26 protein-coding genes are annotated in these 24,605 nt (G+C 66.6%); 16 read left to right on the top strand and 10 right to left on the bottom strand.

Annotated elements, in window-relative coordinates:
- Positions 1-7: 7 nt before the first annotated feature.
- On the top strand, positions 8-1,438 hold the full coding sequence (locus A9X03_RS03505) for a FadR/GntR family transcriptional regulator (protein WP_068259700.1): 1,431 nt from the start codon (positions 8-10) through the stop codon (positions 1,436-1,438).
- Positions 1,439-1,546: 108 nt separating this feature from the next.
- Positions 1,547-2,536, top strand: a complete 990-nt coding sequence (locus A9X03_RS03500; RefSeq protein WP_067756608.1) for a sensor histidine kinase — start codon at positions 1,547-1,549, stop codon at positions 2,534-2,536.
- Positions 2,537-2,584: 48 nt separating this feature from the next.
- Here the strand turns inward: A9X03_RS03500 and A9X03_RS28160 are convergent, their stop codons facing one another.
- Complete coding sequence (locus tag A9X03_RS28160; protein WP_082950395.1) at positions 2,585-2,773, bottom strand: hypothetical protein; 189 nt, start codon at positions 2,771-2,773, stop codon at positions 2,585-2,587.
- A gap of 315 nt (positions 2,774-3,088) precedes the next feature.
- On the opposite strand from A9X03_RS28160, the gene A9X03_RS03495 reads away from it, so the two are divergent.
- Positions 3,089-3,583 carry an alpha-isopropylmalate synthase regulatory domain-containing protein gene (locus A9X03_RS03495; protein ID WP_068259697.1) on the top strand — a complete coding sequence of 165 codons (495 nt, stop codon included), beginning with the start codon at positions 3,089-3,091 and terminating at the stop codon, positions 3,581-3,583.
- A gap of 3 nt (positions 3,584-3,586) precedes the next feature.
- Here A9X03_RS03495 and A9X03_RS03490 read toward each other — a convergent pair whose 3' ends face one another.
- A complete protein-coding gene (locus A9X03_RS03490) occupies positions 3,587-5,068 on the bottom strand; it encodes a cytochrome P450 (RefSeq protein WP_068259694.1) in 1,482 nt (493 codons plus the stop codon).
- A 116-nt stretch (positions 5,069-5,184) separates the two neighbouring features.
- Here A9X03_RS03490 and A9X03_RS03485 point away from each other — a divergent pair, with 116 nt between their 5' ends.
- Both A9X03_RS03485 and A9X03_RS03480 read left to right on the top strand, forming a co-directional pair.
- The gene (locus A9X03_RS03485) at positions 5,185-5,820 is read left to right on the top strand and encodes a TetR/AcrR family transcriptional regulator (protein WP_067756598.1); all 636 of its coding nucleotides are present in this window, start codon (positions 5,185-5,187) and stop codon (positions 5,818-5,820) included.
- A gap of 27 nt (positions 5,821-5,847) precedes the next feature.
- Positions 5,848-6,771: an SDR family oxidoreductase gene (locus A9X03_RS03480; protein ID WP_067756595.1), complete on the top strand. Its 924-nt coding sequence runs from the start codon at positions 5,848-5,850 to the stop codon at positions 6,769-6,771.
- Here A9X03_RS03480 and A9X03_RS03475 read toward each other — a convergent pair.
- Together A9X03_RS03475 and A9X03_RS03470 are read right to left on the bottom strand one after the other, a co-directional pair.
- Entirely contained in the window at positions 6,706-7,752 is a 1,047-nt protein-coding gene (locus A9X03_RS03475) for a DNA polymerase IV (protein ID WP_068259690.1), read from the bottom strand. The genes A9X03_RS03480 and A9X03_RS03475 overlap by 66 nt on opposite strands.
- Positions 7,753-7,756: 4 nt before the next feature.
- A complete protein-coding gene (locus tag A9X03_RS03470) occupies positions 7,757-8,371 on the bottom strand; it encodes a TetR/AcrR family transcriptional regulator (RefSeq protein WP_067756589.1) in 615 nt (204 codons plus the stop codon).
- A 91-nt stretch (positions 8,372-8,462) separates the two neighbouring features.
- On the opposite strand from A9X03_RS03470, the gene A9X03_RS03465 reads away from it, so the two are divergent.
- From A9X03_RS03465 to A9X03_RS03435, 7 genes are all read left to right on the top strand, one after another.
- Entirely contained in the window at positions 8,463-9,023 is a 561-nt protein-coding gene (locus A9X03_RS03465) for an NAD(P)H-dependent oxidoreductase (protein WP_231975342.1), read from the top strand.
- A 527-nt stretch (positions 9,024-9,550) separates the two neighbouring features.
- Positions 9,551-9,790, top strand: a complete 240-nt coding sequence (locus tag A9X03_RS03460; protein WP_067274703.1) for a redoxin NrdH — start codon at positions 9,551-9,553, stop codon at positions 9,788-9,790.
- A gap of 88 nt (positions 9,791-9,878) precedes the next feature.
- A complete protein-coding gene (nrdI, locus tag A9X03_RS03455; protein ID WP_231969176.1) occupies positions 9,879-10,322 on the top strand; it encodes a class Ib ribonucleoside-diphosphate reductase assembly flavoprotein NrdI in 444 nt (147 codons plus the stop codon).
- On the top strand, positions 10,292-12,457 hold the full coding sequence (gene nrdE / locus A9X03_RS03450) for a class 1b ribonucleoside-diphosphate reductase subunit alpha (protein ID WP_068259683.1): 2,166 nt from the start codon (positions 10,292-10,294) through the stop codon (positions 12,455-12,457). Before nrdI ends, nrdE begins: the two co-directional genes overlap by 31 nt.
- A 79-nt stretch (positions 12,458-12,536) precedes the next feature.
- Positions 12,537-13,280: a TetR/AcrR family transcriptional regulator gene (locus A9X03_RS03445; protein ID WP_156670148.1), complete on the top strand. Its 744-nt coding sequence runs from the start codon at positions 12,537-12,539 to the stop codon at positions 13,278-13,280.
- A gap of 97 nt (positions 13,281-13,377) precedes the next feature.
- Positions 13,378-14,922 carry an NAD(P)/FAD-dependent oxidoreductase gene (locus A9X03_RS03440; RefSeq protein ID WP_067756577.1) on the top strand — a complete coding sequence of 515 codons (1,545 nt, stop codon included), beginning with the start codon at positions 13,378-13,380 and terminating at the stop codon, positions 14,920-14,922.
- Positions 14,923-14,982: 60 nt separating this feature from the next.
- Positions 14,983-15,441, top strand: a complete 459-nt coding sequence (locus A9X03_RS03435) for a universal stress protein (protein WP_067756574.1) — start codon at positions 14,983-14,985, stop codon at positions 15,439-15,441.
- Positions 15,442-15,462: 21 nt separating this feature from the next.
- On the opposite strand, the gene A9X03_RS03430 is transcribed toward A9X03_RS03435, so the two are convergent.
- Positions 15,463-16,383, bottom strand: a complete 921-nt coding sequence (locus A9X03_RS03430; protein ID WP_067756633.1) for an SDR family NAD(P)-dependent oxidoreductase — start codon at positions 16,381-16,383, stop codon at positions 15,463-15,465.
- A gap of 103 nt (positions 16,384-16,486) precedes the next feature.
- Between A9X03_RS03430 and A9X03_RS03425 the strand changes: the two genes are divergently transcribed.
- Complete coding sequence (locus A9X03_RS03425; protein WP_067756571.1) at positions 16,487-17,059, top strand: TetR/AcrR family transcriptional regulator; 573 nt, start codon at positions 16,487-16,489, stop codon at positions 17,057-17,059.
- A gap of 1 nt (position 17,060) precedes the next feature.
- Here A9X03_RS03425 and A9X03_RS03420 read toward each other — a convergent pair whose 3' ends face one another.
- Both A9X03_RS03420 and A9X03_RS03415 read right to left on the bottom strand, forming a co-directional pair.
- Positions 17,061-17,597 (bottom strand): TetR/AcrR family transcriptional regulator, encoded by a 537-nt coding sequence (locus A9X03_RS03420; protein ID WP_067756561.1) that lies wholly within the window; start codon positions 17,595-17,597, stop codon positions 17,061-17,063.
- Positions 17,584-18,027: an SRPBCC family protein gene (locus A9X03_RS03415; RefSeq protein WP_067756558.1), complete on the bottom strand. Its 444-nt coding sequence runs from the start codon at positions 18,025-18,027 to the stop codon at positions 17,584-17,586. The genes A9X03_RS03420 and A9X03_RS03415 overlap by 14 nt, the downstream gene beginning before the upstream one ends.
- Before the next feature lie 213 nt (positions 18,028-18,240).
- Here A9X03_RS03415 and nrdF point away from each other — a divergent pair, with 213 nt between their 5' ends.
- On the top strand, positions 18,241-19,215 hold the full coding sequence (nrdF, locus tag A9X03_RS03410; protein ID WP_197501105.1) for a class 1b ribonucleoside-diphosphate reductase subunit beta: 975 nt from the start codon (positions 18,241-18,243) through the stop codon (positions 19,213-19,215).
- A gap of 58 nt (positions 19,216-19,273) precedes the next feature.
- On the opposite strand, the gene A9X03_RS03405 is transcribed toward nrdF, so the two are convergent.
- The gene (locus A9X03_RS03405) at positions 19,274-19,852 is read right to left on the bottom strand and encodes a restriction endonuclease (protein ID WP_067751222.1); all 579 of its coding nucleotides are present in this window, start codon (positions 19,850-19,852) and stop codon (positions 19,274-19,276) included.
- A 156-nt stretch (positions 19,853-20,008) separates the two neighbouring features.
- On the opposite strand from A9X03_RS03405, the gene A9X03_RS03400 reads away from it, so the two are divergent.
- Positions 20,009-20,446 (top strand): DUF3349 domain-containing protein, encoded by a 438-nt coding sequence (locus A9X03_RS03400; RefSeq protein WP_067751288.1) that lies wholly within the window; start codon positions 20,009-20,011, stop codon positions 20,444-20,446.
- Here the strand turns inward: A9X03_RS03400 and A9X03_RS03395 are convergent.
- On the bottom strand, positions 20,441-21,481 hold the full coding sequence (locus A9X03_RS03395) for an NAD(P)-dependent alcohol dehydrogenase (RefSeq protein WP_067751216.1): 1,041 nt from the start codon (positions 21,479-21,481) through the stop codon (positions 20,441-20,443). The genes A9X03_RS03400 and A9X03_RS03395 overlap by 6 nt on opposite strands.
- A 78-nt stretch (positions 21,482-21,559) precedes the next feature.
- Positions 21,560-22,636: an iron-siderophore ABC transporter substrate-binding protein gene (locus A9X03_RS03390; protein ID WP_197499118.1), complete on the bottom strand. Its 1,077-nt coding sequence runs from the start codon at positions 22,634-22,636 to the stop codon at positions 21,560-21,562.
- A gap of 204 nt (positions 22,637-22,840) precedes the next feature.
- Between A9X03_RS03390 and ctaD the strand changes: the two genes are divergently transcribed.
- Entirely contained in the window at positions 22,841-24,601 is a 1,761-nt protein-coding gene (gene ctaD, locus A9X03_RS03385; RefSeq protein WP_067751283.1) for a cytochrome c oxidase subunit I, read from the top strand.
- Positions 24,602-24,605 lie beyond the last annotated feature (4 nt).

The raw sequence follows: 24,605 nt of genomic DNA, 5'->3' as shown, positions 1-24,605 counted from the left end.
GCTTGATATGAGTACCGGCCTCGCAAACAAACTGGCTTCCGGAATCGCGCGGGACCTCGAGGCGGAGATCGTTCGCCGCGGTTGGGCCATCGGCGAATCGCTCGGTTCCGAGCACGCGTTGCAAGAGCGCTTCGGGGTGAGCCGCTCGGTCCTGCGCGAGGCCGTCCGGCTCGTCGAACACCATCAGGTCGCCCGCATGCGCCGCGGGCCCGGTGGCGGTCTGATCATCTGCGAGCCCGATGCCGGGCCCGCCACCCGCGCCGTCGTGATCTATCTCGAATACCTCGGCACCACCCTGGGCGACCTGCTCAACGCGCGCCTTGTGCTCGAACCGCTGGCGGCTTCGCTGGCCGCGGAACGGATCGACGAGGCGGGCATCGCCCGGTTGCGGGCGGTGCTGCGGGGCGAAGAGGAGTGGAGGCCGGGGCTCCCCACGCCGCGGGACGAGTTCCACATCGCGTTGGCCGAGCAATCGAAAAACCCGGTCCTGCAACTCTTTGTCAACGTGCTGATGCGCCTCACCACCCGGTATGCCCTGCAGTCGCGGACCGACTCGGCCACCGAGGCCACCGAGGCGATCGACCGGATGCACATCGACCACTCCGAGCTCGTCGAGGCCGTCACCGCCGGCGACTCGGCGCGCGCCAAAACGCTCAGCCAGCGGCACGTCGAGGCCGTGACCGCGTGGCTACAGCACCACCACCCCGGCGCCCCGAGCCGGCGGCGCAAGCCGCGGCCGCTCAACATCGAGGTGGCCCGCGGCAAGCTGGCGGAGATGCTGGCGGCCACGATCGGCGACGACATCGCTGCCAGCGGCTGGCAGGTCGGATCCGTCTTCGGCACCGAAACGGCCCTTCTCGAGCGGTACCGGGTGAGCCGCGCGGTGCTCCGGGAAGCGGTGCGGCTGCTCGAATATCACTCGATCGCGCACATGCGCCGCGGGCCCGGTGGCGGCCTCGTCATCGCCAGGCCCCGGGCGCAGGCCAGCATCGACACCATTGCCTTATACCTGCAGTACCGCGACCCGAGTCGCGAAGACCTCCGTTGCGTCCGGGACGCCATCGAGATCGACAACGTCGCCAAGGTCGTCAAGCGGTGCGGCGAACCGGAAGTGGCCGCCTTTGTGGCCGCGCATCGGTCCGACGTCGAGGAAACGCCCGGCGATGTGGCGGACGCCTCGGCGGAGGAGTTCCGGTTTCACGTCGGACTGGCCCAGCTGGCCGGCAACACGCTGCTCGACCTGTTTCTGCGCATCATCGTCGAGTTGTTCCGGCGGCACTGGTCCAGCACCGGGCAGGCGCCACCGACCTGGGCGGACGTCCTGGCCGTTCACCACGCTCACCAGCGGATTGCCGACGCGATCGAGGCCGGTGACGAGAGCCTGGCCCGCTACCGCGTGCGCCGTCATCTGGACGCGGCCGCCTCCTGGTGGCTTTAGCGAATACTGAGTTCTCAGATGTGATCTGCAGCTCGGTATAGCGAAGGCCCGCCGCGGGTACTGGGGAGGGAGAACTTAACGGCCGGTCCAGCAGGGGGTTGGCATTCAGTGATCGAAAGCGAGAGTCCTGGAGTGACGACGGGCACCGAAATTGGCCAGCTCGGCTTCGTCCACTCCGCACTCATCTACCAATCCCAGCAGGAGTACCTGGATTTCGTCACCCGCTTCGTCAGCGACGGGTTGGCGATGGACGAGGCGGTACTGGTTGCGGTGCCGTCCGACAAGTTGGTCTTGCTGCACGACGCGCTCGGCCCGGGCGAGCTGCCGGGCGATCTCCAACTGCTCGACATCACCGAGGCGGGGCGCAACCCGAGCCGATTCATGGCCATGGAGGGGTCTTTCGTCGATGACCACCCCGACCGGCGGGTGCGCATCGTCAGTCAACTCGCCTGGCCCGGCCGCACCGAGGAAGAGTTGGTCGCCTGCGTGGAGCACGAGGCGCTGGTCAACGGGGCCATGGACGGCTACCAGGTGACCGGGCTGTGCCTCTACGACGGAAGCCGGCTCGACGACGATGTGCTCGCGGACGTGCGGGCGACACACCCTCTGCTGTGGCGGGGCGGCGCCCTGCAGCGCAGCACCGACTACGCGCCCGATGCCGCCTTGCAGCGCTGCAACCGGCCGCTGCCCGCCAAGCCGGGGGCCGTCACCTACACGGTGAGCAAGTCGGCGGACCTCAGTCCCGCACGGTCCTTCGCCGTCAACTACGCCGGATGGATTGGCTTGTCGCAGGACGGAATCGAAGATCTGCAACTGGTCGCCACCGAGCTGGCCAGCAACAGCTTGATGTACACCGATGGAGCCTGTCAGCTCGCCTTCTGGCGAGACGACGGATACCTGGTCTGCGAGGCGCGCGACACCGGGTGCTTCGAGGATCCGCTCGTAGGCCGGCTGGACCCGGGGCCGTGCGGGCCCGCCAGCCGGGGACTTTATCTGGTCAACGCCATCTCGGACCTGGTGCGCACGCATACGACGCCCAGCGGTACGACCATTCAGGCGTATCTGCGGTTCGAGCCGTCGGCCGGGCCGACCGGATGACGCAAGCGGCCCCCGGGAATCGCTTCCCGAGGGCCGCCTGAAAATCAGTTAGAGGCCGCCGACAATTCCGCCGACCGTACCCAAAATACCGCCACTACCGCCGCCGACCGTGCCGCCGAGCAGTCCACCGCTGCCGGCCGCTGAGGAAGCACATCCAGTCGGGAGTAATAACACCGCGGCCAACCCGACGGCCACGGTGGCTGATTTAAGAGATTTCCTGATGCTCTTTGCCTTCATGATGAGCCTTCTTTCATCATTCCTTCGAGGGGTTGTTGCACAGCCGTTGAACGACTGTTGCCCTCGCCTCATACCCCCTGTTGCACACACGTAAACCAAAATTTCTTAAGAATTTCGCGACGGGTCGCCGCGTTATGACCCGAGGCGGAACTTGCACGTCAGGGCCGTGTAGGGCTAAAGTCTGCGCTCGTGCGTCTTCTCGATCGAGCCGTAGTAGCTAGCGCCCGCAGCGGGGTCTGACCCAGACCGACCCCCCGCTGTGGGTCGGAAGCTACTGCCGTCGGTCACTCCTTTCGACCGAAGAAGACCGGCACCATGACCATTCCCGAGCGGCTCGCTCAATCCAGTACTCCGGCCCCCGCCACGGCGGTGTTCGCCCGGGAGTTCGGCGCCCCGCTGCCCCGCGGCCTGCGGGAGCAGGCGGGCGCGATGTCCTGGGATGATTTCGTCGCGACCTACGCCCACGCGGGCGGGCCCGTCCGGCTGGGCAGCTGGGCCTGCACCGACACCGAGAGGCGGCCGGGGCCGCAGGCCCGCAACTTCCAGGCCGTGATCGCCGTCGGTGACCGCATCAGCACCTCGACCGCCGGCGGCAGCGGCCCGATCGCGGCGTTGAGCGCGATGCTGCACGATCACGGAATCCCGGTGGAGATCGTCAAGTTTCATCAGCTGGGCTCCGGCGGCCGCACGGTCACGTTCGTCTGCGGGAGCAACGGGGCCCGCGCCGAATGGGCGATGGGCTGGTCGGACGATTCGACGCAGTCGGCGCTGCGTGCGGTGGTCGCCTGCGCCAACCGCCTGCTCGCCTGAGGCCTACAGGGGGCGCAGCACGATCGGCATGCCGTCCATCGGGATGGGGATGGTGCGGTAGTCCCACTTCGACTCGTAGCCCGGCCGGGGCAGCTCGAGCCGGTAGCGACGCAGCAGCCGATGCATGATCGTCTTGACCTCCAACTGGCCGAAAACCATGCCGATGCACTTGTGCGCGCCGCCGCCGAACGGAGTCCACGCGTACCGGTGCCGCTTGTGTTCGTTGCGCGGCTCGGTGAACCGTTCCGGGTCGAACTTCAACGGGTCGGTCCAGATCTCGGGCAGCAGGTGGTTCACCCCCGGAAACGCGGTGACGTTGGTGCCCTTCGGTAGGTAGTGGCCCAGCAGTTCGGTGTCGCGCACCGTCCGGCGCATGGCCCACTGCACCGGGGTCACCAGCCGGATCGACTCGTTCATCACCAGATCCAGCGATTCCAGCTTCTCCAGCGATTCGATGTCGAGCGGTCCATCCCCGAGGCGGTCGGACTCGTCGCGGCAGCGCTGCTGCCACTGCGGATTCGCGGCGAGCTGGTAAGCCATGTTCGTCGCGGTGGTGGTGGACGTGTCGTGCGCCGCCATCATCAAGAAGATCATGTGGTTGACGATGTCCTCGTCGGAGAAGCGGTTGCCGTCTTCGTCCTCGGTCTGGCACAACACGGTCAGCAGGTCGCTGCCGTCCTTGCCGCGGCGCTCCTTGACTCGTTCGTCGAAGTAGTTCTCCAGCAGTTGTCGGGCCCGGACTCCGCGCCACCACGTGAACGGCGGCACCGGGTTGCGAATGATCGCATTGCCGGCCCGGACGGTCATGGTGAACGCCCTGTTCACCTTGGTCACCAGCTCACGATCGGTGCCGGGCTCGTGGCCCATGAACACCATCGACGCGATGTCGAGGGTCAGCTCCTTCATCGCCGGGTAGAGCAGGAAGCGCGGGTCGTCGATCACCCAGTCGTCGGCGATGACCTGCGACACCACCCTGTCCATGTGCTCGACGTAACCGGCGAGCCGGGAGCGGATGAACGCCTCCTGCATGATTCGCCGGTGGAACAGGTGCTCTTCGAAGTCAAGCAGCATCAGGCCGCGCTTGAAGAAGGCGCCGATCACCGGGGTCCAGCCCTGCTGGGAGTAGTCCTTATTGCGGTTCGAGTAGAGCTCCTGGGCGGCGTCGGGGCCCAGCGCCGCGACGAACGGCAGGAGGGGAGAGTCGCCGAAGACGAGCGGCCCTTTGGTCTGGTACAGGAACATCAGGTAATCCGGGCCGCCGCGCAGCATCTCGATGAGGTGCCCGATCACCGGCAGCCCCGCGTCACCCACCACCGGTTTGAGCCCGCTGCCCGGCGGCGGCTGGGCCAACACGTGTTCGGGGAACTGGACGGTGCGCAGCTTGCGCTCCGCGACGCCCATGCCGGGAAAGTTGTTGACCGATGGGGTGAACCGGCGCCGCGCCTGGTCCAACAGGTATTGCGGGGTGCTGATGGTGGCGGTCATAGACGCTCCTTTGCGCGTTCCCTCCGAGGTGACAGCCGTCACTGTCTAATAACCTTCGGAAAAAACTTGACGGCTGTCAAGTTTGCTTTTTTCCCGGCGTGGTGCAAGGTCGGGGAATGAGCAGCCACCCCGCCACCCCGGAACCGGGCGGGCAACGGCGCGGCGACAAGCAGCGCCAGGCGATCCTGCAGGCGGTGCGGGAACTGCTGCAGGAGAAGCCATTCGCTGAGCTGTCGGTCAGCAGCATCAGTGTGCGGGCGGGGGTGGCGCGGTCCGGCTTCTACTTCTATTTCGATTCCAAGTACGCCGTTCTCGCCCAGTTGATGGCCGAGGCCGCCGAGGAACTCGAAGAACTCACCCAGGATTTCGCGCCGCGGGAGCCGGGGGAGTCCCCCGAGCAGTTCGCCAAACGCATGGTCGGCAGCGCGGCGGCCGTCTACGCGCACAACGACCCGGTGATGACCGCCTGCAACGAGGCGCGCAACACCGACGTCGAGATCCGCAACCTGATGGATCGGCAGTTCGACGCGGTGCTGGGCCAGATCGTCGCGATCGTGGAGGCCGAGATGAAGGCGGGGACCGCCCACCCGATCAGCGACGACCTGCCCACCCTGATCCGCACCCTGGCCGGTACCACCGCGCTGATGCTGACCGGCGATCCGATCCTGGCCGGCCGCGACAGCGATCTCGACCGCCGCGTGCACGTGCTCGAGCGGTTGTGGCTGCACGCGCTCTGGGGCGGGCGTCCGTAGGGCGCTACCGCCGGTATCGTCACCGCAATGGGGCAGCAGGGGTACTTCGCAGGCAAACGGTGTCTGGTCACCGGCGCGGCCAGCGGCATCGGCCGTGCCACCGCGTTGCGGCTGGCCGCCGACGGCGCCGAGCTCTATCTGACCGACCGGGACCGCGACGGGCTCGAGCAGACCGTGGCCGACGCGCGCGCCCTGGGCGCGGAAGTGCCCGCGCACCGGGCCCTCGACATCGCGGACTACGACGCGGTGGCGTCGTTCGCCGCCGACATCCATCGCGACCACCCGAGCATGGACGTCGTGCTCAACATCGCCGGAGTCTCCGCCTGGGGCACCGTCGACCGGCTGAGCCACGATCAGTGGAGCAAGATGATCGCGATCAACCTGATGGGTCCGATCCACGTCATCGAGACGTTCGTCCCGCCGATGGTGGCGGCCCGCAACGGCGGGCACCTGGTCAACGTGTCGTCGGCGGCCGGTTTGGTTGCGCTGCCGTGGCATGCCGCTTACAGCGCAAGCAAATACGGACTGCGCGGGCTGTCGGAGGTGCTGCGCTTCGACCTGGCCCGGCACCGCATCGGCGTGTCGGTCGTGGTGCCGGGCGCGGTCAACACCCCGCTGGTCCAAACCGTCGAGATCGCCGGCGTGGACCGCGAAGACCCCAAGGTCGCGCGCTGGGTGAACCGCTTCAGCGGCCACGCCGTCTCGCCGGAGAAGGCGGCCGCGAAGATCTTGGCGGGCGTCGCCAAAAACCGCTACCTGATATATACGTCGCCGGACATCCGGGCGCTGTACGCGTTCAAACGACTGGCCTGGTGGCCCTACAGCGTGGCCATGCGTCAGGTCAATGTGGTGTTCACCCGCGCGCTGCGGCCCGCACCCGCGCCGCTAGTCTCCCATGGCCAGTTCGAGGCGCACCCCGAGCAGCCGAACCGGGCGGTCGAGCTCGAATAGGTCCAGCACGCGCAGCGCCGCCGCCACGACGGTGTCGCGACCGGTGGTCGGTGCTTCCAGCTTGCGGATCTTGGTGCGGGTGTGGAACGTCGCGGTTCGCACGGTGACCGCGACGCGGGTCACGATGCGGCCGGAGGCGAGGACGTCCACCAACGCCTGTTCGGCCAATTGCGTTACGGCAGAATCCATTTCGGAGCGGTCGGTGAGGTCGCGCGGGAAGGTGACGACGTGGCTGCGCGAGCGCGGGACCCACGGCTCGGCGCTGACTTGCGCGTCACCGCCACCCTTGGCCAGCAGGAGCAGCCACAGTCCGGTGCGTGGGCCGAACGCGGACGTCAACAACTCGGCATCGCTGTGTGCGAGCTCCCAGACCGTCGTTATCCCCAGCGCCGCAAGCTTTTTCGTCGTCTTCGGGCCCACGCCCCACAAGGCGTCGACCGGACGGTCCGCCATCACGGTCATCCAGTTCGCGTCGGTGAGCGTGAAGATGCCCGCCGGTTTGGCGAAGCCGGTCGCGACCTTGGCGCGCTGCTTGTTGTCGCTGATCCCCACCGAACACGACAGCCCGGTTTCCGACGCGATGACGGTCCGGATCTCTTCGGCGACCCCGATCGGGTCGGCCCCCGCCACCCCGACGTACGCCTCGTCCCAACCCCACACCTCGACCGGGTGCCCCAGGTCGCGCAGCAACGCCATCACCTGTTCGGAGGCCGCGTCGTAGGCGGCGGCATCCGACGGCAGGAACGTCGCCTCGGGGCAGCGGCGCGCGGCCGTCCGCAACGGCATGCCGGCGCGGACGCCGAATTCCCGGGCCTCATAGGAGGCGCAGGTGACCACCTTGCGCGGTTCGGTCGGGTCGCCGCTGCCGCCGACGATGACCGGCAGCCCGATCAGCTCGGGATGGCGGCGCAACTCGACCGACGCCAGAAACTGATCGAGGTCGACGTGCAGGACCCAGAGCGGTGCCGGCGGCGCGGTCATTCCGCTATCGCCCACAAAGCTTGCGCGCCACGCTTTCCCATGCGTCGCCCAACGTCTGCAGGGTGTGGCCGCGCTCGTTGAGCTGGTGCTCGACATAGTTCACGTGGAGGAGGGCCAGCAGGGCATCGGTCTGAGCGTCGAGGTCGCCGGTGGAGTGTGCCGCCTCGAGCAACACCCGGATGTGGGTGTGGTGCACGAGGACGGGCGCGCTGTAGCGAGTTTGCGGATCGCGGTGGGCCTCCGACAGCAGTTCGCGATGGGCGTGCGCGAATCCGATGCGCTCCCGGCCGAACGCCACCAGTCGGTCGATCGGTGGGGCGTCGGGTCCCAGGGGAGGCGGGCCGAACAGGAAGGCCTGCTGGCTGGCTCGCTCGTCCTCGTCGAGCAGCACCATCATCAGGCCGGCGCGGCTGCCGAACCGGCGAAACAACGTGCCCTTGCCGACGCCGGCGGCGGCCGCGACGTCGTCCATGGTGACCGCGTCCGCGCCGCGTTCGGCGATCAGCCTGCGGGCCGCGTCCAACAGGAGGGCGCGGTTGCGTGCCGCGTCGCCCCGCTCCGGCTGGGCTGCCTGGAGTTGGTAGACGGGCAGTTCGCCCAACCGCTCGACACTGCTCATCCCTGTACTTTAACGCGGCGGGAATAGAACCGGACTGTAGTCCGGTTGTGTGTGCGAGGATGGAGACCAACGAATGAAGGGATACAGAACGGTGGCAGACAACATCAAGGTCTTGGCGTTAGTGGGGAGCCTGCGCACGGCGTCGATCAATCGTCAGATCGCCGAACTCGCGGCCGACATCGCCCCCGAAGGCGTCAGCGTGACGGTGTTCGAAGGGCTGGCGGAGCTGCCGTTCTACAACGAGGAGATCGACGACGCGATGAACACTGACGCGCCGCCGCTGGCCCCGGTGGCCGCGCTGCGCACCGCGGCGGCCGACGCCGACGCCGCCCTGGTGGTCACGCCGGAATACAACGGCAGCATCCCGGCCGTCATCAAGAACGCGATCGACTGGCTGTCCCGCCCGTTCGGCAACGGCGCGCTGAAGGGCAAGCCGCTGGCGGTCATCGGGGGGTCCTTCGGCCAGTACGGCGGCGTATGGGCCCACGACGAAACCCGTAAGTCGTTCGGCATCGCCGGCGCCCGCGTGGTCGAGTCGATCAAGCTCTCGGTGCCGTTCAAAACGCTCGAGGGCAAGGCCCCCGCGGAGCACGGCGAGCTCTCGGACCACGTGCGCGATGCCCTAGGGAAGCTGGCCGCCGAAGTCGCCTGATTGGCAGAAGTCAACAAGCCGATCGCCGGGCGACCAGCAGGGTTGCCGCAATCGGATAGCCGAAGCCGCCAGCCCTCGCTGGCGGCTTTGCTAGTGGTCGCCCGGACGGCCTGGCCCGGGGCGGCATCGGTGCGCGTTGACGGGGCTTGTCGGTGGTCGGTGATACAACGATTCGCATGCGCGGCTTCGAGGAAGATTGTGACCTGCGACACGCCGGGCGTGTCCGCCGCGGAAGCCTTACGACCAGCGAATTTCAGAATTGTTATTCCGAACATGTTGTATCTCGACATCTTGTCAGCCACTAGGTGTAGTGTTTCGAGCACCGGCAGATCCCAGGTTCACCAGGCCGACCGGGCCCTGGTTCACCACCCGAAATCGGCACACAGGTCATTCGACCCCGACGGCCGCAGGACGGGAACGTGGGGGCTTGACGGGCCGCTGAAACACAGCAAAGACAGCGTTTGTTGCAGTACCCGAGTAGTTGCCAGTCCGTTACAAGTCCCACCTTCCGCAAAGGAGCGGCTTCCATGAGCATCACCGTGTACACCAAGCCGGCATGCGTGCAGTGCAGCGCCACGTTCAAGGCCCTGGACAAGCAGGGCGTCGGCTACGAGAAGGTCGACATCACGCTCGACAACGAGGCGCGTGACTACGTGATGGCATTGGGTTATCTGCAGGCCCCCGTGGTGGTGGCGGGCAACGACCACTGGTCGGGCTTCCGGCCGGACCGCATCAAGGCGCTCGCGGAATCGGCTCTCAGCGCTTAGCCGGACGTTAGGTAAGAAGGAGGTTGCGGTGCACTCGCGCAACCCAGGCTGGATGAGTGGCGACCCGCTTCGCCCGGGTGCGCCGCGCTTGCGATCGCCACTGGTCTATTTCTCCTCGGTGTCGGAGAACACCCATCGCTTCGTGGAGAAGCTGGGTGTTCCCGCCACACGGATACCGCTGCATGGGCGCATCGAGGTCGACGAGCCGTACGTGCTGATCCTGCCCACCTACGGCGGCGGCCGGGCCACCCCGGACCTCAATGCCGGTGGCTATGTCCCCAAGCAGGTCATCGCATTCCTGAACAACGAGCAGAACCGGTCGTTGATCCGCGGTGTCATCGCCGCGGGCAACAACAACTTCGGTGCCGAATTCGCCTATGCGGGCAACGTGATCTCCCGCAAATGCGGCGTTCCGTACCTCTACCGCTTCGAACTGATGGGAACCCCGGACGACGTGGAAGCCGTCCGCGCGGGCTTGGAAGAATTCTGGAAGGAACAGACGTGCCACCAACCGTCACTGCAGAGCCTGTAACGTCCGGCGCGCACGCGTTGCCCGGTGAGACGGACTACCACGCGCTGAACGCGATGCTGAATCTGTACGACGCGGACGGCAAGATTCAGTTCGACAAGGACGTGTTGGCCGCGCGCGAGTACTTCTTGCAGCACGTCAACCAGAACACCGTCTTCTTCCACAATCAGGACGAGAAGATCGACTACCTGATCCGCGAGAACTATTACGAGCGTGAGGTTCTCGACCAGTACTCGCGCAACTTCGTCAAGTCGCTGCTGGACCGCGCCTACGCCAAGAAGTTCCGCTTCCCGACGTTCCTGGGCGCGTTCAAGTACTACACCTCCTACACGCTGAAGACGTTCGACGGGAAGCGCTACCTGGAGCGCTTCGAGGACCGCGTCGTCATGGTCTCGCTCACCCTTGCGGCCGGTGACACGGCCCTGGCCGAGAAGCTGGTGGACGAGATCATCGACGGCCGGTTTCAGCCGGCCACCCCGACGTTTTTGAACTCGGGCAAGAAGCAGCGCGGCGAGCCGGTGAGCTGCTTTCTGCTGCGCATCGAGGACAACATGGAGTCGATCGGGCGATCGATCAACTCCGCGCTGCAGCTGTCCAAGCGTGGCGGCGGGGTTGCGTTGCTGCTGACCAACATTCGCGAGCACGGCGCGCCGATCAAGAACATCGAGAACCAGTCCTCGGGCGTCATCCCGATCATGAAGTTGCTCGAGGACTCGTTCTCCTACGCCAATCAGCTGGGTGCGCGCCAGGGCGCCGGCGCGGTGTACCTGCATGCGCATCACCCCGACGTCTACCGTTTCCTGGACACCAAGCGGGAGAACGCCGACGAGAAGATCCGGATCAAGACGCTCAGCCTCGGCGTGGTGATCCCCGACATCACCTTCGAGCTGGCCAAGAAGAACGAGGACATGTACCTGTTCTCGCCGTACGACGTCGAGCGGGTCTACGGCGTGCCGTTTGCCGACATCTCGGTGACCGAGAAGTACTACGAGATGGTCGACGACGCGCGCATCCGCAAGACGAAGATCAAGGCGCGGGAATTCTTCCAGACGCTGGCCGAGCTGCAGTTCGAGTCCGGTTACCCCTACATCATGTTCGAGGACACGGTGAACCGGGCCAACCCGATCGAGGGCAAGATCACCCACTCGAACCTGTGCTCGGAGATCCTGCAGGTGTCCACGCCGTCTGAGTTCAACGACGATCTGTCGTATTCCAAGGTGGGCAAAGACATTTCGTGCAACCTCGGCTCGCTGAACATCGCCAAGGCGATGGATTCGCCGGACTTCGCGCAGACGATCGAGGTGGCGATCCGAGCGCTGACCGCGGTGAGCGACCAGACGCACATCACGTCGGTGCCGTCGATCGAGCAGGGCAACAACGAGTCTCACGCGATCGGGCTGGGGCAGATGAACCTGCACGGCTACCTCGCCCGGGAGCGGATCTTCTACGGCTCCGAGGAAGGCATCGACTTCACCAACATCTACTTCTACACGGTGCTCTACCACGCGCTGCGGGCGTCGAACCGCATCGCCATCGAACGGGGCACGGCGTTCGGCGGTTTCGAGCGGTCGAAGTACGCCTCGGGCGAGTTCTTCGACAAGTACACCGAGCAGGTGTGGGAGCCGCAGACCGACAAGGTGCGTCAGCTGTTCGCCGACGCGGACATTCGCATCCCCACCCAGGACGACTGGAAGCGGCTGAAGGAGTCGGTGCAGGCGCACGGCATCTACAACCAGAACCTGCAGGCCGTCCCGCCGACAGGGTCGATCTCCTACATCAACCACTCGACCAGCTCGATCCACCCGATCGCCAGCAAGGTGGAGATCCGCAAGGAAGGCAAGATCGGCCGCGTCTATTACCCGGCGCCCTACATGACCAACGACAACCTGGAGTACTTCCAGGACGCCTACGAGATCGGCTACGAGAAGGTCATCGACACCTACGCCGCCGCCACCCAGCACGTCGACCAGGGGCTGAGCCTGACGCTGTTCTTCAAGGACACCGCCACCACCCGCGACGTGAACAAGGCGCAGATCTACGCCTGGCGCAAGGGAATCAAGACGCTCTACTACATCCGGCTGCGGCAGATGGCCTTGGAGGGAACCGAGGTCGAGGGCTGCGTGTCCTGCATGCTCTGACCGCCGGGTCGGGGCTCCGGCCGCCTGGTCTGCCCAGGTCAGGGGCTCGACGGCCGGCCCGGGGGGTATGGTGCATGACGTGGTGAGAATGCCTCGACCCTCCCGACCACCCCACCCCAGCGTCAAGCCGCCCGGGGCGAAGGTCGACGCGCGCAGCGAGCGTTGGCGCGAACACCGCAAGAAGGTGCGCGGCGAGATCGTGGATGCGGCCTTTCGCGCCATCGACCGCCTGGGCCCCGAGCTGAGCGTGCGGGAGATCGCCGAGGAGGCCGGCACGGCCAAGCCGAAGATCTACCGTCATTTCCACGACAAGTCCGACCTGTTCCAGGCCATCGGGGAACGGCTGCGCGACATGCTCTGGGCGGCGATCTTCCCGGCCATCGACCTGAAAACCGACTCGGCGCGTGAGGTGATCCGGCGCGCGGTCGACGAGTACGTCAACCTCGTCGATCTGCACCCCAACGTGCTGCGGGTCTTCATCCAGGGCCGCTCGGCCGCCAGCCCGCAGACCCTCAACGAGGGCCGCGGCATCACGCTGGCGATGGCGGATCTCTTCGACAACGAGCTGCGCGAAATGGAACTCGACCATGCGGCGTTCGAGCTGGCCGCGCACGCGGCCTTCGGCTCGGCCGCCTCGGCCACCGAATGGTGGCTGGGCCCCGACCCGCAAAGCGCGCGGCGCATGCCGCGCGACCAGTTCGTCGCGCACCTGACGACGATCATGGTCGGGGTCATCGTCGGCACCGCGGAGGTGCTCGGCATCGCGATGAACCCGGATCAGCCGGTGCACAGCGTGGTGCCCAGCAACCCCGCGGCCAGCTGAGGTCCTAAGCACGTTGACATCGCCGCAGCGATCGTCGACACTCGTGCCATTCGATACCCTGGGTACCGGGTATTTCTAGCAGGGAGATCGATCCACCGTGACCGACGTTGTGACACACGCCGAACCGACATCCGCACACCAGCCCGTGCACACCCGCGCCATCATCATCGGGACCGGGTTCTCCGGCCTGGGAATGGCGATCCGGCTGCAGCAGCAGGGTGTGGACTTCGTCATTCTGGAAAAGTTCGGCGACGTCGGCGGCACCTGGCGCGACAACAGCTACCCCGGGTGCGCCTGCGACATCCCCTCGCACCTGTACTCGTTCTCGTTCGAGCCCAAGCCCGACTGGCGCAACCCGTTCTCCTACCAGCCCGAGATCTGGGACTACCTCAAGGGCGTCACCGAGAAATACGGCCTGCGCCGCTACATCGAGTTCAATTCGCTTGTCGATCGGGCGCACTGGGACGACGACGAGCAACGCTGGCACGTCTTCACCGAGGACGGCCGCGAATTCGTCGGGCAGTTCCTGATCTCGGGCGCGGGCGCGCTGCACATCCCGTCCCTGCCCGACATCGAGGGGCGCGACGAATTCCGCGGTCCCGCTTTCCATTCCGCGGAGTGGGATCACAGCGTCGACCTGACCGGTAAGCGGGTGGCGATGATCGGCACCGGCGCCAGCGCGATCCAGATCGTGCCGGAGATCGTCGGGCAGGTCGCCGAACTTCAGCTCTACCAACGCACCCCGCCGTGGGTGGTGCCGCGCTCCAACCCCGAGATTCCGGTGGCGCTGCGCCGGGCCATGGCGAACGTCCCCGGCCTGCGGGCAATGACGCGTCTCGCGATCTACTGGGGCCAGGAGGCGCTGGCGATCGGCATGACCAAGCGTCCCAACGCGCTGAAATTCATCGAGGCCTACGTCAAATACAACATCCGCCGGTCGGTCAAGGACCGCGAACTGCGCCGCAAACTGACCCCGCACTATCGCATCGGTTGTAAGCGAATCCTGAACTCCTCCACGTACTATCGCGCGGTCGCCGACCCGAAGACCGAGCTCATCACCGACCACATCGCGCGGATCACGCCCACCGGGATCGTCACCGCCGACGGCACGGAGCGCGACGTCGACGTGATCGTCTACGGCACCGGGTTCCACGTCACCGACTCCTACACCTACGTGCAGATCAAGGGCCACAACGGTGAGGACCTGGTGGACCGCTGGAACCGGGAGGGCATCGCCGCCCACCGCGGCATCACCGTCGCCGACATGCCCAACCTATTCTTCCTGCTGGGACCGAACACCGGCCTGGGGCACAACTCGGTGGTGTTCATGATCGAGTCCCAGATCCGCTACGTCGCCAGCGCGATCAAGACCTGCGACAAGCTGGGCGTGCAGGCACTCGCGCCCACGCGCGCCGCCCAGGACGCCTTCAACGACGAGTTGCAGCGCCGGCTGGGACCGTCGGTGTGGAACAGCGGTGGCTGCGCCAGCTGGTACCTCGACGAGCACGGCAAGAACACAGTGCTGTGGGGCGGCTACACCTGGGAGTACTGGCGGGAGACGCGCTCGGTCAAGCCCGAGGAGTACGAGTTCTTCGGCAACGGGTCGGGCGCCAAGCGCGTCGCGGCGGCCGCACAGGGCTGAGCCGCGGTGGTCGCGCGACGACTGCCGGGGAGCGCGTCCAGGGCCTACACTCAGTGAGGAATGTGCGCTTATCAGATCGTTGTGGTCGGCACCGATGGCTCGGAGTCGTCGCTCCGTGCGGTGGAGCGCGCCGCCGCGACGGCCGCGGATCACGGCGCGACATTGATCGTCGCGACGGCGCATCTCCCGGTTCCCGAGGAACGCGGCCGCTACGCCATCCCGCCGGGGAGTGACCACGGTCAGGACTACCGGACGCTGGGACACGCCCCGTTCTACGCGATTTTGCAGAACGCCAGGGAGCGGGCGCACCAGGCCGGGGCCAAGAACGTGGAGGAGAGGGCCATCGTCGGTCCCCCCATCAACGCGCTGGTGCAGCTCGCCGAGGAGGTCGATGCCGACCTGCTGGTTGTCGGCAACGTCGGCCTCAGCAGCGTCGCGGGGCGGCTACTGGGATCGGTCCCGTCAGAAGTCTCCCGCAGGGCCAAGACCGACGTCCTGATCGTCCACACCTCCGGCTGATCGGCGAACCCGTCCGACCGGCTAGGCGCCGGCCGAGGTGGTTGCGGCGCTGCGCCGTTCGCTTGACTCCGACCCCTTCGCGAATGAGCGAAGGCTAAGGCGCACGATGCGATCCAGCACCCGGTCGGACACGACACGGCTGACCCGCGTGAGGATCGCGGCGTCGCGCCCGATGGTGTAGCGGGTCCGGGGGCGAGACGCGGTCGCCGCCTTCACGATCACCTCGGCGGCGTGTTCGGCCGGGACGCCGTCCTCGCCGAACGATCGGGCTTGGGCGGTGACGGCCGCTGCGAGCGCGTCGTAGCGTGCGAGCTGGGCAGGGGACATGTCGGCCATCAGGGCCTCCGCGGTGGCGATTCCCCGCTCGGCCATTTCGGTCTTGACCGCGCCGGGTTCGACGACGACGACCTTGACCCCGAGACCTCCGACCTCGCGGCGCAGGGCGTCGCTGACCGCCTCGAGCGCGAACTTCGAACCGGCGTATGCGCCGTACGTCGGCAAGACGACCTTCCCGCCGACGGAACTTATGTTCACGACGGTGCCCTTGCCGTCCAACAGGGCCGGCAGCAGCGCCTGAGTCATCGCGATGTGTCCGAACAGGTTGACCTCGAACTGCTTGCGCCACTGCGCAATCGGCAGCGTCTCGACCGGCGCGTTGATCGCGATCCCGGCGTTGTTGACCAGCGCGCGAAGGGGGCGGCGCAGTGGATCATTCGCGACACGATCGGCCATCGCGACGACGTCCGACTCGACGGTGATGTCCAAGATGTGCGGTTCGATGCGCTCGGCCCGCAGCGCGTCCGCGTCGACGTCGCGACGCACACCGGCGAGCACATGAAAACCATTGCGGGCCAACAATCTCGCGGTAGCGGCACCCATGCCGGTGGATGCGCCGGTCACGACGATCAGCTGATTGCGGTCGGTGGAATGCGGGGAAGTCATCACGGTCTCCATTCGGCATCCGAGCCTTTGAGTTGACACTGTCAACTGAACCTAACTGGTTGAGTTGACAGTGTCAACTGAAGTCTCCGCTTATGCTCGGCGGATGGCGACACGAGCGGAGACGGCTGCGGCAACGCGCCGCTCGCTGCTCGAGGCGGCCGGCGCGCTTCTCGACCTCGGCGGCGTCGAGGCCGTCACGTTGCGCGAGGTAGGCGCCCGGGCCGGGGTTTCCCGCTCGGCGGCGTATCGCCACTTCGCCGACAAGGAATCGCTGCTTGCGGTCCTGGCCACTGACGCCCTGAGCGAATTGGGTGACTTGCTACAGGCATTGGTCGATAGCGACGATCCGCCCGAGGAGTCCCTGCGCTCGGGTCTGCTCGCGCTGATCGAGTTGGGCCGCGCGCGACCGCATCTGTACCGGCTGATGTTCACCCCGCCGCCGGGAGATCCGACGGAGGCGATGCGGGTGGCCGAACGCGCGCAGGATCTGTTTCTCGACATCATTGGCCGGATCACGGGTCCTGAGCACGCCCGGCGTTATGGGGCGTTGCTCTTGACCAGTGCCCACGGGATCACGGGATTGGATTTGAGCGGTCACATGGACTTGGACAAGTGGCACACCAACGCCGAAGAGCTTGTGGACACACTCATCTCGGTGCTGCCGAAAGCCGAGTAGCTCAGCGGCGCAGCAGGCTGGCGAAAGCTTGCGCGGCGGCGTCGACGCCGGCGTCGTCGTCGGTGGCGGCGAGATCGAGCAGCAGGCCGCGGATCACGGCGAGCCCGAGCCGGGCCAGCGCGGGGTCCGAATCGCCGTCCAGCGCCCCGATTTCCGTGAGCCACCCGTCGACCGCGCCGGGAACCATTCGGTCGAATGGTCTTTCGCCCTGGGCGGCGCGGGCATAGCACTCGAAGAAGAGGCGTTCGGCTTGGCGAAGCTCGGGTCGGCGGACGTCGGCCCACATGGCGGCGAAGCCCTCGGCCGGTGTCCGGGGTAGGTCGGCCAGGGCGCCCATCTGGCGGCGCTCCACTTCCTCGACGACAGCCAACAGCATGTCCTCGCGAGACCCGAAGTGGTGCAGCAGCATTCGATGGCTGGTGCCCACCGCGGCGGCTACGTCCCGCAACGATCGGTCGCCCACGCCGCCCGCCGCGAACTCGGTGACGAGTGCGTCGAGCAGCTGCCGGCGCCGTTCGGAATCTTCAGTGCGCGCCATCGGCGCGGCTGAGTTGCTCAGACCGGGCCTTGAGTCCTTGCGCCTCCAATTTGAGGAATCGCTTGGTCTTGGTGGTCATCAGCCGTCCGACCAGTGCGCCGAGCACACCGCGCTGATCCAGTTGCTGACGTACCAGGGTGCGGCCGCCGGGCAGCGCGGTGACGTCGTGCCGGGCGCTCACCAGCACACCGGGGGAGCGCTGGACCCACGTCCACGATGAGCCCGGGTGGATCTCGGTGACCTTCCAGATCAGCTTCGCCATGCCGGGCTGCTTGATCGCGAAGCGTCTGCCGACTGCGAGCGCGGGCCCGTCCCGGCCGACCAGCGACGTCACGGAGGCGGTCCATTCGGGCCAGCGCTGGACGTCGCTGAAGACATCCCACACCCGCTGCGGTGGCGCGTCGATCTCAATGCTGTCTTCGGTAAGCATGTACCAAATGGTACATCGAGACCGGCCGCTTGGGTAGCGTCTCCTCGCATGGCCCGGCAATCGCGCAATACTTGAGGAAGTGACATCGAACGCGGCGCCCGGGCACGACACGCAAAACACAACTTCTTGTGTTCCGCCCCGTTGTCGTACCCCAGGGGTAGTGTTTGGAGCCTGACGTCCCTCAGGCAAAACGGCGTGTGAAGTGGGGTTCTGGTGACCGAAAACATGAAGCTGATTGACCGCGTTTCGGCGATCAACTGGAACCGGCTGCAGGACGAGAAGGACGCCGAGGTCTGGGACCGGCTGACCGGAAACTTCTGGTTGCCGGAGAAGGTGCCGGTGTCCAACGACCTGCCGTCGTGGGCGACGCTGACGGCCGGCGAGAAGCAACTGACCATGCGGGTGTTCACCGGGTTGACGCTGCTGGACACCATCCAGGGCACGGTCGGGGCGGTCAGCCTCATCCCCGACGCGCTGACCCCGCACGAGGAGGCCGTCTACACCAACATCGCCTTCATGGAGTCGGTGCACGCCCGCAGCTACAGCAACATCTTTTCCACGCTGTGCTCGACCGCCGAGATCGATGACGCGTTCCGCTGGTCGGAGGAGAACCCCAACCTGCAGCGCAAGGCCGAGATCGTCATGCAGTACTACAAGGGCGACGAGCCGCTCAAGCGCAAGGTGGCCTCGACGCTGCTCGAAAGCTTCCTGTTCTACTCCGGCTTCTACCTGCCGATGTACTGGTCGAGCCGGGCCAAGCTGACCAACACCGCCGACATGATCCGGCTGATCATCCGCGACGAGGCCGTGCACGGCTACTACATCGGCTACAAGTACCAGCGTGGGCTGGCGCTGGTCGACGAGGCCAAGCGGGCCGAGCTCAAGGACTACACCTACGAGCTGCTGTTCGAGCTCTACGACAACGAGGTTGAGTACACCCAGGACCTCTACGACGAGGTGGGGCTGACCGAGGACGTCAAGAAGTTCCTGCGCTACAACGCCAACAAGGCGCTGATGAACCTGGGCTACGAGGCGCTGTTCCCGCGGGACGAGACCGACGTGAACCCGGCGATCCTGTCGGCGCTGTCGCCCAACGCCGACGAGAACCACGACTTCTTCTCCGGCTCGGGCTCGTCCTACGTGATCGGCAAGGCCGTCGTCACCGAGGACGAGGACTGGGACTTCTAAAAGATTGAGAATCGGGCCGGCCGCACCGTCGGGGGGGAGGGACTGGGGCCGGCCCGATCTACTGTTCAGACACCGGCTGGGCCGATTTTCTTCCCGCCACGTTCTTCGCGCTGCCCGCGGGTGGCGGCACCCACGCCTGCAGAACCTTGCGGCCGATCAGCTGGCAGCCATGGGTGTGCGCCAACTGCTTTGCGGCCCTGGTGAATTCCTGATTGCTCACCACGATGCTCCGCGCGCACCCATGGTGGCGGGCGCCGGAAACCACCTGCTGGACGGCCGCGACACCCACCGATTTGCCGTAGCGCTTGCACTGGACCGCCACCGAGTGGCCGTCCTGTTCGGCGATCAGGTCGACGCCGTAGTCCCCGACCGGCGGGGTCAAGGTCACCCGCCAGCCCGCCCGACGCAGGCGGGCGGCCACGTAGCCCTCGAACTCGACGCCGTCCATGGCGTCGATCGCCCGCAGGGTGGCGTCGGCGCGCCCGCCGCGCGGCCATCGGCGCTTGGTTGACCAGCCGACGAGCACCTCGAGCAGCACCATCAGGTAGAAGGCCTGGAACCCCATCCCGGGACTGTGCTCGACCACGCCGACGAACAGCCCGCAGGCGAGTGGAAGCACGACGAGTGCGGTGAGCACGACTCGATCGTAGGGAGGGCCGCCGACAAAACCTGGTCTTGAACCGCAGGCGCCGTGCCCGACGTGCAGATGTTCGGGCCATGAACGGCTTGTGAATAGTGGGGATCCCGGGACGGCTCGCTAGCGCCGGTGCTGCCCCTGCCCGACACTGTTCTGGTGACGAAACCCGCCTCCGCTGAGAAGGATCACCGCCACCACTTCTGCCGTTCAGTGATTCGCTGGCTGCAGGTCGGCTACCCGAACGGCGTTCCCGGCCCGGACCGCGTGCCACTGATGGCCCTGCTCCGCAGCACACCGCTCACCGAAGACCAGATTCGCGAGGTGGTGCGCCACATCACCGCCAAGGAAGGGTCACCGGAGACGATCGATCATCCGATCGATCGCGACGAGATCGCCGAATTCATCTCGGACATGACGCAGTTCGACGCCGGCAAGGAAAATGTCATCCGGGTGGCCGCCACGTTGGCCGCCGCCGGATGGCCGCTGGCCGGCATCGACGTCAGCGAGGTCGTTCCCGACGACGAGCACGCTGAGGCGGCCGAGGTCATCGCCCGTGACTGCGCACCCGGCACGCCGTCGGAGGTCGCGTCATAGCTTCGAGATGTCGATGACGAAGCGGTAGCGAACGTCGCTCGCCAGCACCCGCTCGTACGCCTCGTTGATGTAATCCGGCTCGATCAGCTCGATTTCGGGCGTCACATCGTGTTCGGCGCAGAAGTCCAGCATCTCCTGGGTTTCGGCGATCCCGCCGATGTTCGACCCGGAGAGGCTGCGGCGCGCCAACGCGAGTGCGAACGCCGGCACCTCCATGGGGTGTTCGGGGATGCCGAGTTCGACGAGGGTGCCGTCGACGCCGAGCAGCTTCAGATAGTCGGCCAGGTTCAGGTTGGCCGAGACGGTGTTGAGGATCAGGTCGAAGCTGCCGCGCAACTTACGGAACGTTTCGCGATCGGCGGTGGCGTAGTACTCGCTGGCGCCCAGGCGCAGCCCGTCCTCCATCTTCTTCAGCGACTGCGACAACACGGTCACGTGGGCGCCCATCGCGGCCCCCAGTTTGACGCCCATGTGTCCCAGCCCGCCCAGGCCGATGATCGCCAGCCGGGTGCCCTCGCCGGCCTTCCAGTGGCGCAGCGGCGAGAACAGCGTGATGCCGGCGCACAGCAGCGGCGCCGCCTTGTCCAGCGGCAGAGAGTCGGGGATGTGCAGGACGTAGTTTTCGTCGACGACGATCGCCTGGCTGTAGCCGCCCTGCGTGACGGTGCCGTCCCGGTCGATGGCGTTGTAGGTGCCGATCATGCCCCGTTCGCAGTACTGCTCGAGCCCGGCCCGGCAGCTGCGGCATTCGCGGCACGAGCCCACCATGCAGCCCACGCCGACGCGGTCGCCGACCTTGTGCTTGGTGACTTCGGGGCCGACGGCGGTCACTACGCCGGCGATCTCGTGGCCGACGACCAGCGGGTAGTGCGGCTCGCCCCACTCGCCCCTGACGGTGTGGATGTCCGAGTGGCAGATGCCGGCGAATTTGATGTCTATCGCCACGTCGTGCGGGCCGGGGTCGCGGCGGGTGATGGTGGTCTTGGTCAACGGTTCGGTTGCCGACGCGGCGGCGTAAGCCGAAACAGTGCTCATTGCTATCCCTCTTCGATTTCGATGCGTCCTGAAGAAGTTTAGCTAAGGTAATATTTTGCGGCCACTTGGCGGTGGCCCCTAGTTGATCGGGGCGTTCACCAGCCGCAGGTCGTCGACGATGCCGCGGGCGGCGATCAGGCCCTCGCCGGTCTGCCAGACCTCGTCGTTGACGACGTAGACGCGGTTGTCGTGATTGGCGGACAGCTTGCGCCATGGATTGCTGTCCAGCACGGTGGCGGCGCGCTGGGCGGCCGCCGGTGACGCACACGACACGTAGACGACGTCGGCGTCGGCGGCGGACAGGTCCGGGTTCTTGGCCAGGTCGTCATCGGTGGCGCCGATCTCGATGTACGGCTTGTCGGTGAACCGTTGGGCGGCCGGCCGGTCGACCCCGACCGCGCCGAGGACGCTGGCCGGGAAGTTGTTGGTGCCGTAGACGCGGATCTTGTCGGTGGTCAGCTGCACGACGGACGCCTGGAAATGGGAGGCGTCATGCCTGGCGCCGATGTCGCTCGCCCGCTGCGAAAAGCCGTTGAGCAGCGCGTCCACCGCGCCGCCGCGCGACGTCGCGCCGCCCACGCCACGCAGGTTGTCCTGCCACGCGGCGCCGGGCGCCGCGGTGAACACCGTGGGGGCGATCGCGGCGAGCTGCGGATACAACTTGGGCGTCAACCCCTGCGATCCCAGGATGAGGTCGGGGTGTTGTGCCGCGATCCCGGCGAGGTCCGGATTGCTGCGGGTCCCGACGCCGGGCACGCCGCGCACCGCGGCGCCCAGGTAGGCGGGCTGGCTCGGGGAGCCGTCCGGCAGGGCGGCGGCGACCACCCGCGACTGCAGGCCGAGCGCACACAGGGCGTCCAGCTGGTCGCCGGAGAGCACCACGATGCGCTGCGGCTCCGCCGGGACCTGCACCACGTCCGGTGTGACGCCGGCCGCGTTGTGGGCCTGTCGCGTCTTCGGCCCGGGATCCGCCGCGGCGGCGTCCCGCGCGCACGAATCGTCCGGCCGGCGGTCGTTGCCGAGCACCCCGGCGCCGGCGATCTGCGTGGTGGGGGTGACCAGGGCGGGGGTCGTCGCCGAGGTGGCGGGCTTGCCGGATCCGCAGCCGCCGCACGTGACGGCGACCGCCGTCGCCAGCGCGGCGACCGACGGCAGGAAAGCGGTTCTGGTCACGCCGAAAAGCACGCGTCAGACGCTAACATCCGCGGGCTCCGCGCCCGCCAGGCCGAAACGACACGCCGCACCGCCGAGCTGTTTACGACAGTTTGTAGGACCAGCCCTGACGTCGGCATGATCGACGGTTAAGATTCGTAACAGCTCTGTTTTTTGGGCCCCTGTCCTAACTGTTTGGAGAAGCTGTTGACAGCCGAAGCGCCCCCCTTGGGAGAACTCGAGGCCGTTCGCCCGTACCCGGACCGGACCGGTCCCAAAGGGAACCTCGTCTACAAACTGATCACGACCACCGATCACAAGATGATCGGCATCATGTACACGGTCACCTGCTTCGTCTTCTTCTTCATCGGCGGACTGATGGCCCTGTTGATGCGCACCGAGCTGGCCGCTCCGGGGCTGCAGTTCCTGTCCAATGAGCAGTACAACCAGCTGTTCACCATGCACGGCACGATCATGCTGCTGCTGTATGCGACGCCGGTCGTGTTCGGGTTCGCCAACCTGGTCCTGCCGCTGCAGATCGGCGCGCCCGACGTGGCGTTCCCGCGGCTGAACGCCTTCTCGTTCTGGCTCTTCCTCTTCGGCGGTCTGACCGCGTCGGCCGGCTTCATCGTCCCCGGTGGCGCGGCCGACTTCGGCTGGACGGCCTACACGCCGCTCTCCGACGCCGTCCACTCTCCGGGCGCCGGCGGCGACCTGTGGATCACCGGCCTGATCGTCGCCGGTCTGGGCACCATCCTGGGCGCGGTCAACATGATCACCACCGTGGTGTGCATGCGCGCGCCCGGTATGACGATGTTCCGGATGCCGATCTTCACCTGGAACATCATGGTGACGTCGATCCTGATCCTGATCGCGTTCCCGATCCTGACCGCCGCGCTGTTCGGGCTGGCCGCCGATCGACATCTGGGGGCCCACGTCTACGACGCGGCCAACGGCGGGGTCCTGCTGTGGCAGCACCTGTTCTGGTTCTTCGGCCATCCCGAGGTGTACATCATCGCGCTGCCGTTCTTCGGGATCATCACCGAGATCATCCCGGTGTTCTCGCGCAAGCCCGTCTTCGGCTACACCACGTTGGTTTACGCGACGCTCTCGATCGCGGCGCTGTCGGTCGCGGTGTGGGCGCACCACATGTTCGCCACCGGAGCCGTTCTGCTGCCGTTCTTTTCGTTCATGACGTATCTGATCGCGGTGCCGACCGGGATCAAGTTCTTCAACTGGATCGGCACGATGTGGAAGGGGCAGATCACCTTCGAGACCCCGATGCTGTTCTCGGTGGGCTTCCTGGTGACCTTCCTGCTGGGCGGCCTGACCGGCGTCATGCTGGCCAGCCCTCCGCTGGACTTCCACGTCACCGACACCTACTTCGTTGTCGCGCACTTCCACTACGTGCTGTTCGGCACGATCGTGTTCGCCACGTTCGCCGGCGTTTACTTCTGGTTCCCGAAGATGACCGGCCGACTGCTCGACGAGCGGCTGGGCAAGCTGCACTTCTGGTTGACGTTCATCGGCTTCCACACCACGTTCCTGGTGCAGCACTGGCTGGGTGACATGGGTATGCCGCGTCGCTACGCCGACTACCTGCCCTCGGACGGCTTCCAGCCGTACAACATCGTCTCGACGGTCGGTGCGTTCATCCTGGGCGCGTCGATGTTCCCGTTCGTCTGGAACGTCTTCAAGAGCTGGCGCTACGGCGAGGTCGTGACCGTCGACGACCCGTGGGGTTACGGCAACTCCCTGGAGTGGGCGACCAGCTGCCCGCCGCCTCGGCACAACTTCACCGAGTTGCCCCGAATCCGTTCGGAGCGCCCGGCTTTCGAGCTGCACTACCCGCACATGGTGGAGCGGCTGCGCGCCGAGGCGCACGTGGGACGCCACGCCACGGCGCTGGAATCCCCGAAGGGGTTCGGTCCGCGGACCGAAGCCGATCGCTCGACTCCTGACCAGTAGCGGC

Source organism: Mycobacterium sp. E1715 (assembly GCF_001667625.1).
Classification (GTDB): Bacteria; Actinomycetota; Actinomycetes; order Mycobacteriales; family Mycobacteriaceae; genus Mycobacterium.
This window is presented reverse-complemented; position numbering and strand designations above follow the sequence as displayed.

What these genes read in the sequence shown, in the direction of transcription:
- A9X03_RS03490 (WP_068259694.1), bottom strand. Translation starts at nt 5,068, where the DNA reads ATGACCGCCACCATCAGCACCCCGCAATACCTGTTGGACCAGGCGCGG.
- A9X03_RS03480 (WP_067756595.1), top strand. Translation starts at nt 5,848, where the DNA reads ATGGGGCAGCAGGGGTACTTCGCAGGCAAACGGTGTCTGGTCACCGGC.
- A9X03_RS03475 (WP_068259690.1), bottom strand. Translation starts at nt 7,752, where the DNA reads ATGACCGCGCCGCCGGCACCGCTCTGGGTCCTGCACGTCGACCTCGAT.
- A9X03_RS03425 (WP_067756571.1), top strand. Translation starts at nt 16,487, where the DNA reads ATGGCGACACGAGCGGAGACGGCTGCGGCAACGCGCCGCTCGCTGCTC.
- A9X03_RS28160 (WP_082950395.1), bottom strand. Translation starts at nt 2,773, where the DNA reads ATGAAGGCAAAGAGCATCAGGAAATCTCTTAAATCAGCCACCGTGGCC.
- A9X03_RS03395 (WP_067751216.1), bottom strand. Translation starts at nt 21,481, where the DNA reads ATGAGCACTGTTTCGGCTTACGCCGCCGCGTCGGCAACCGAACCGTTG.
- A9X03_RS03470 (WP_067756589.1), bottom strand. Translation starts at nt 8,371, where the DNA reads ATGAGCAGTGTCGAGCGGTTGGGCGAACTGCCCGTCTACCAACTCCAG.
- A9X03_RS03485 (WP_067756598.1), top strand. Translation starts at nt 5,185, where the DNA reads ATGAGCAGCCACCCCGCCACCCCGGAACCGGGCGGGCAACGGCGCGGC.
- A9X03_RS03460 (WP_067274703.1), top strand. Translation starts at nt 9,551, where the DNA reads ATGAGCATCACCGTGTACACCAAGCCGGCATGCGTGCAGTGCAGCGCC.
- A9X03_RS03495 (WP_068259697.1), top strand. Translation starts at nt 3,089, where the DNA reads ATGACCATTCCCGAGCGGCTCGCTCAATCCAGTACTCCGGCCCCCGCC.
- A9X03_RS03505 (WP_068259700.1), top strand. Translation starts at nt 8, where the DNA reads ATGAGTACCGGCCTCGCAAACAAACTGGCTTCCGGAATCGCGCGGGAC.
- A9X03_RS03435 (WP_067756574.1), top strand. Translation starts at nt 14,983, where the DNA reads ATGTGCGCTTATCAGATCGTTGTGGTCGGCACCGATGGCTCGGAGTCG.
- A9X03_RS03420 (WP_067756561.1), bottom strand. Translation starts at nt 17,597, where the DNA reads ATGGCGCGCACTGAAGATTCCGAACGGCGCCGGCAGCTGCTCGACGCA.
- A9X03_RS03430 (WP_067756633.1), bottom strand. Translation starts at nt 16,383, where the DNA reads ATGACTTCCCCGCATTCCACCGACCGCAATCAGCTGATCGTCGTGACC.
- A9X03_RS03415 (WP_067756558.1), bottom strand. Translation starts at nt 18,027, where the DNA reads ATGCTTACCGAAGACAGCATTGAGATCGACGCGCCACCGCAGCGGGTG.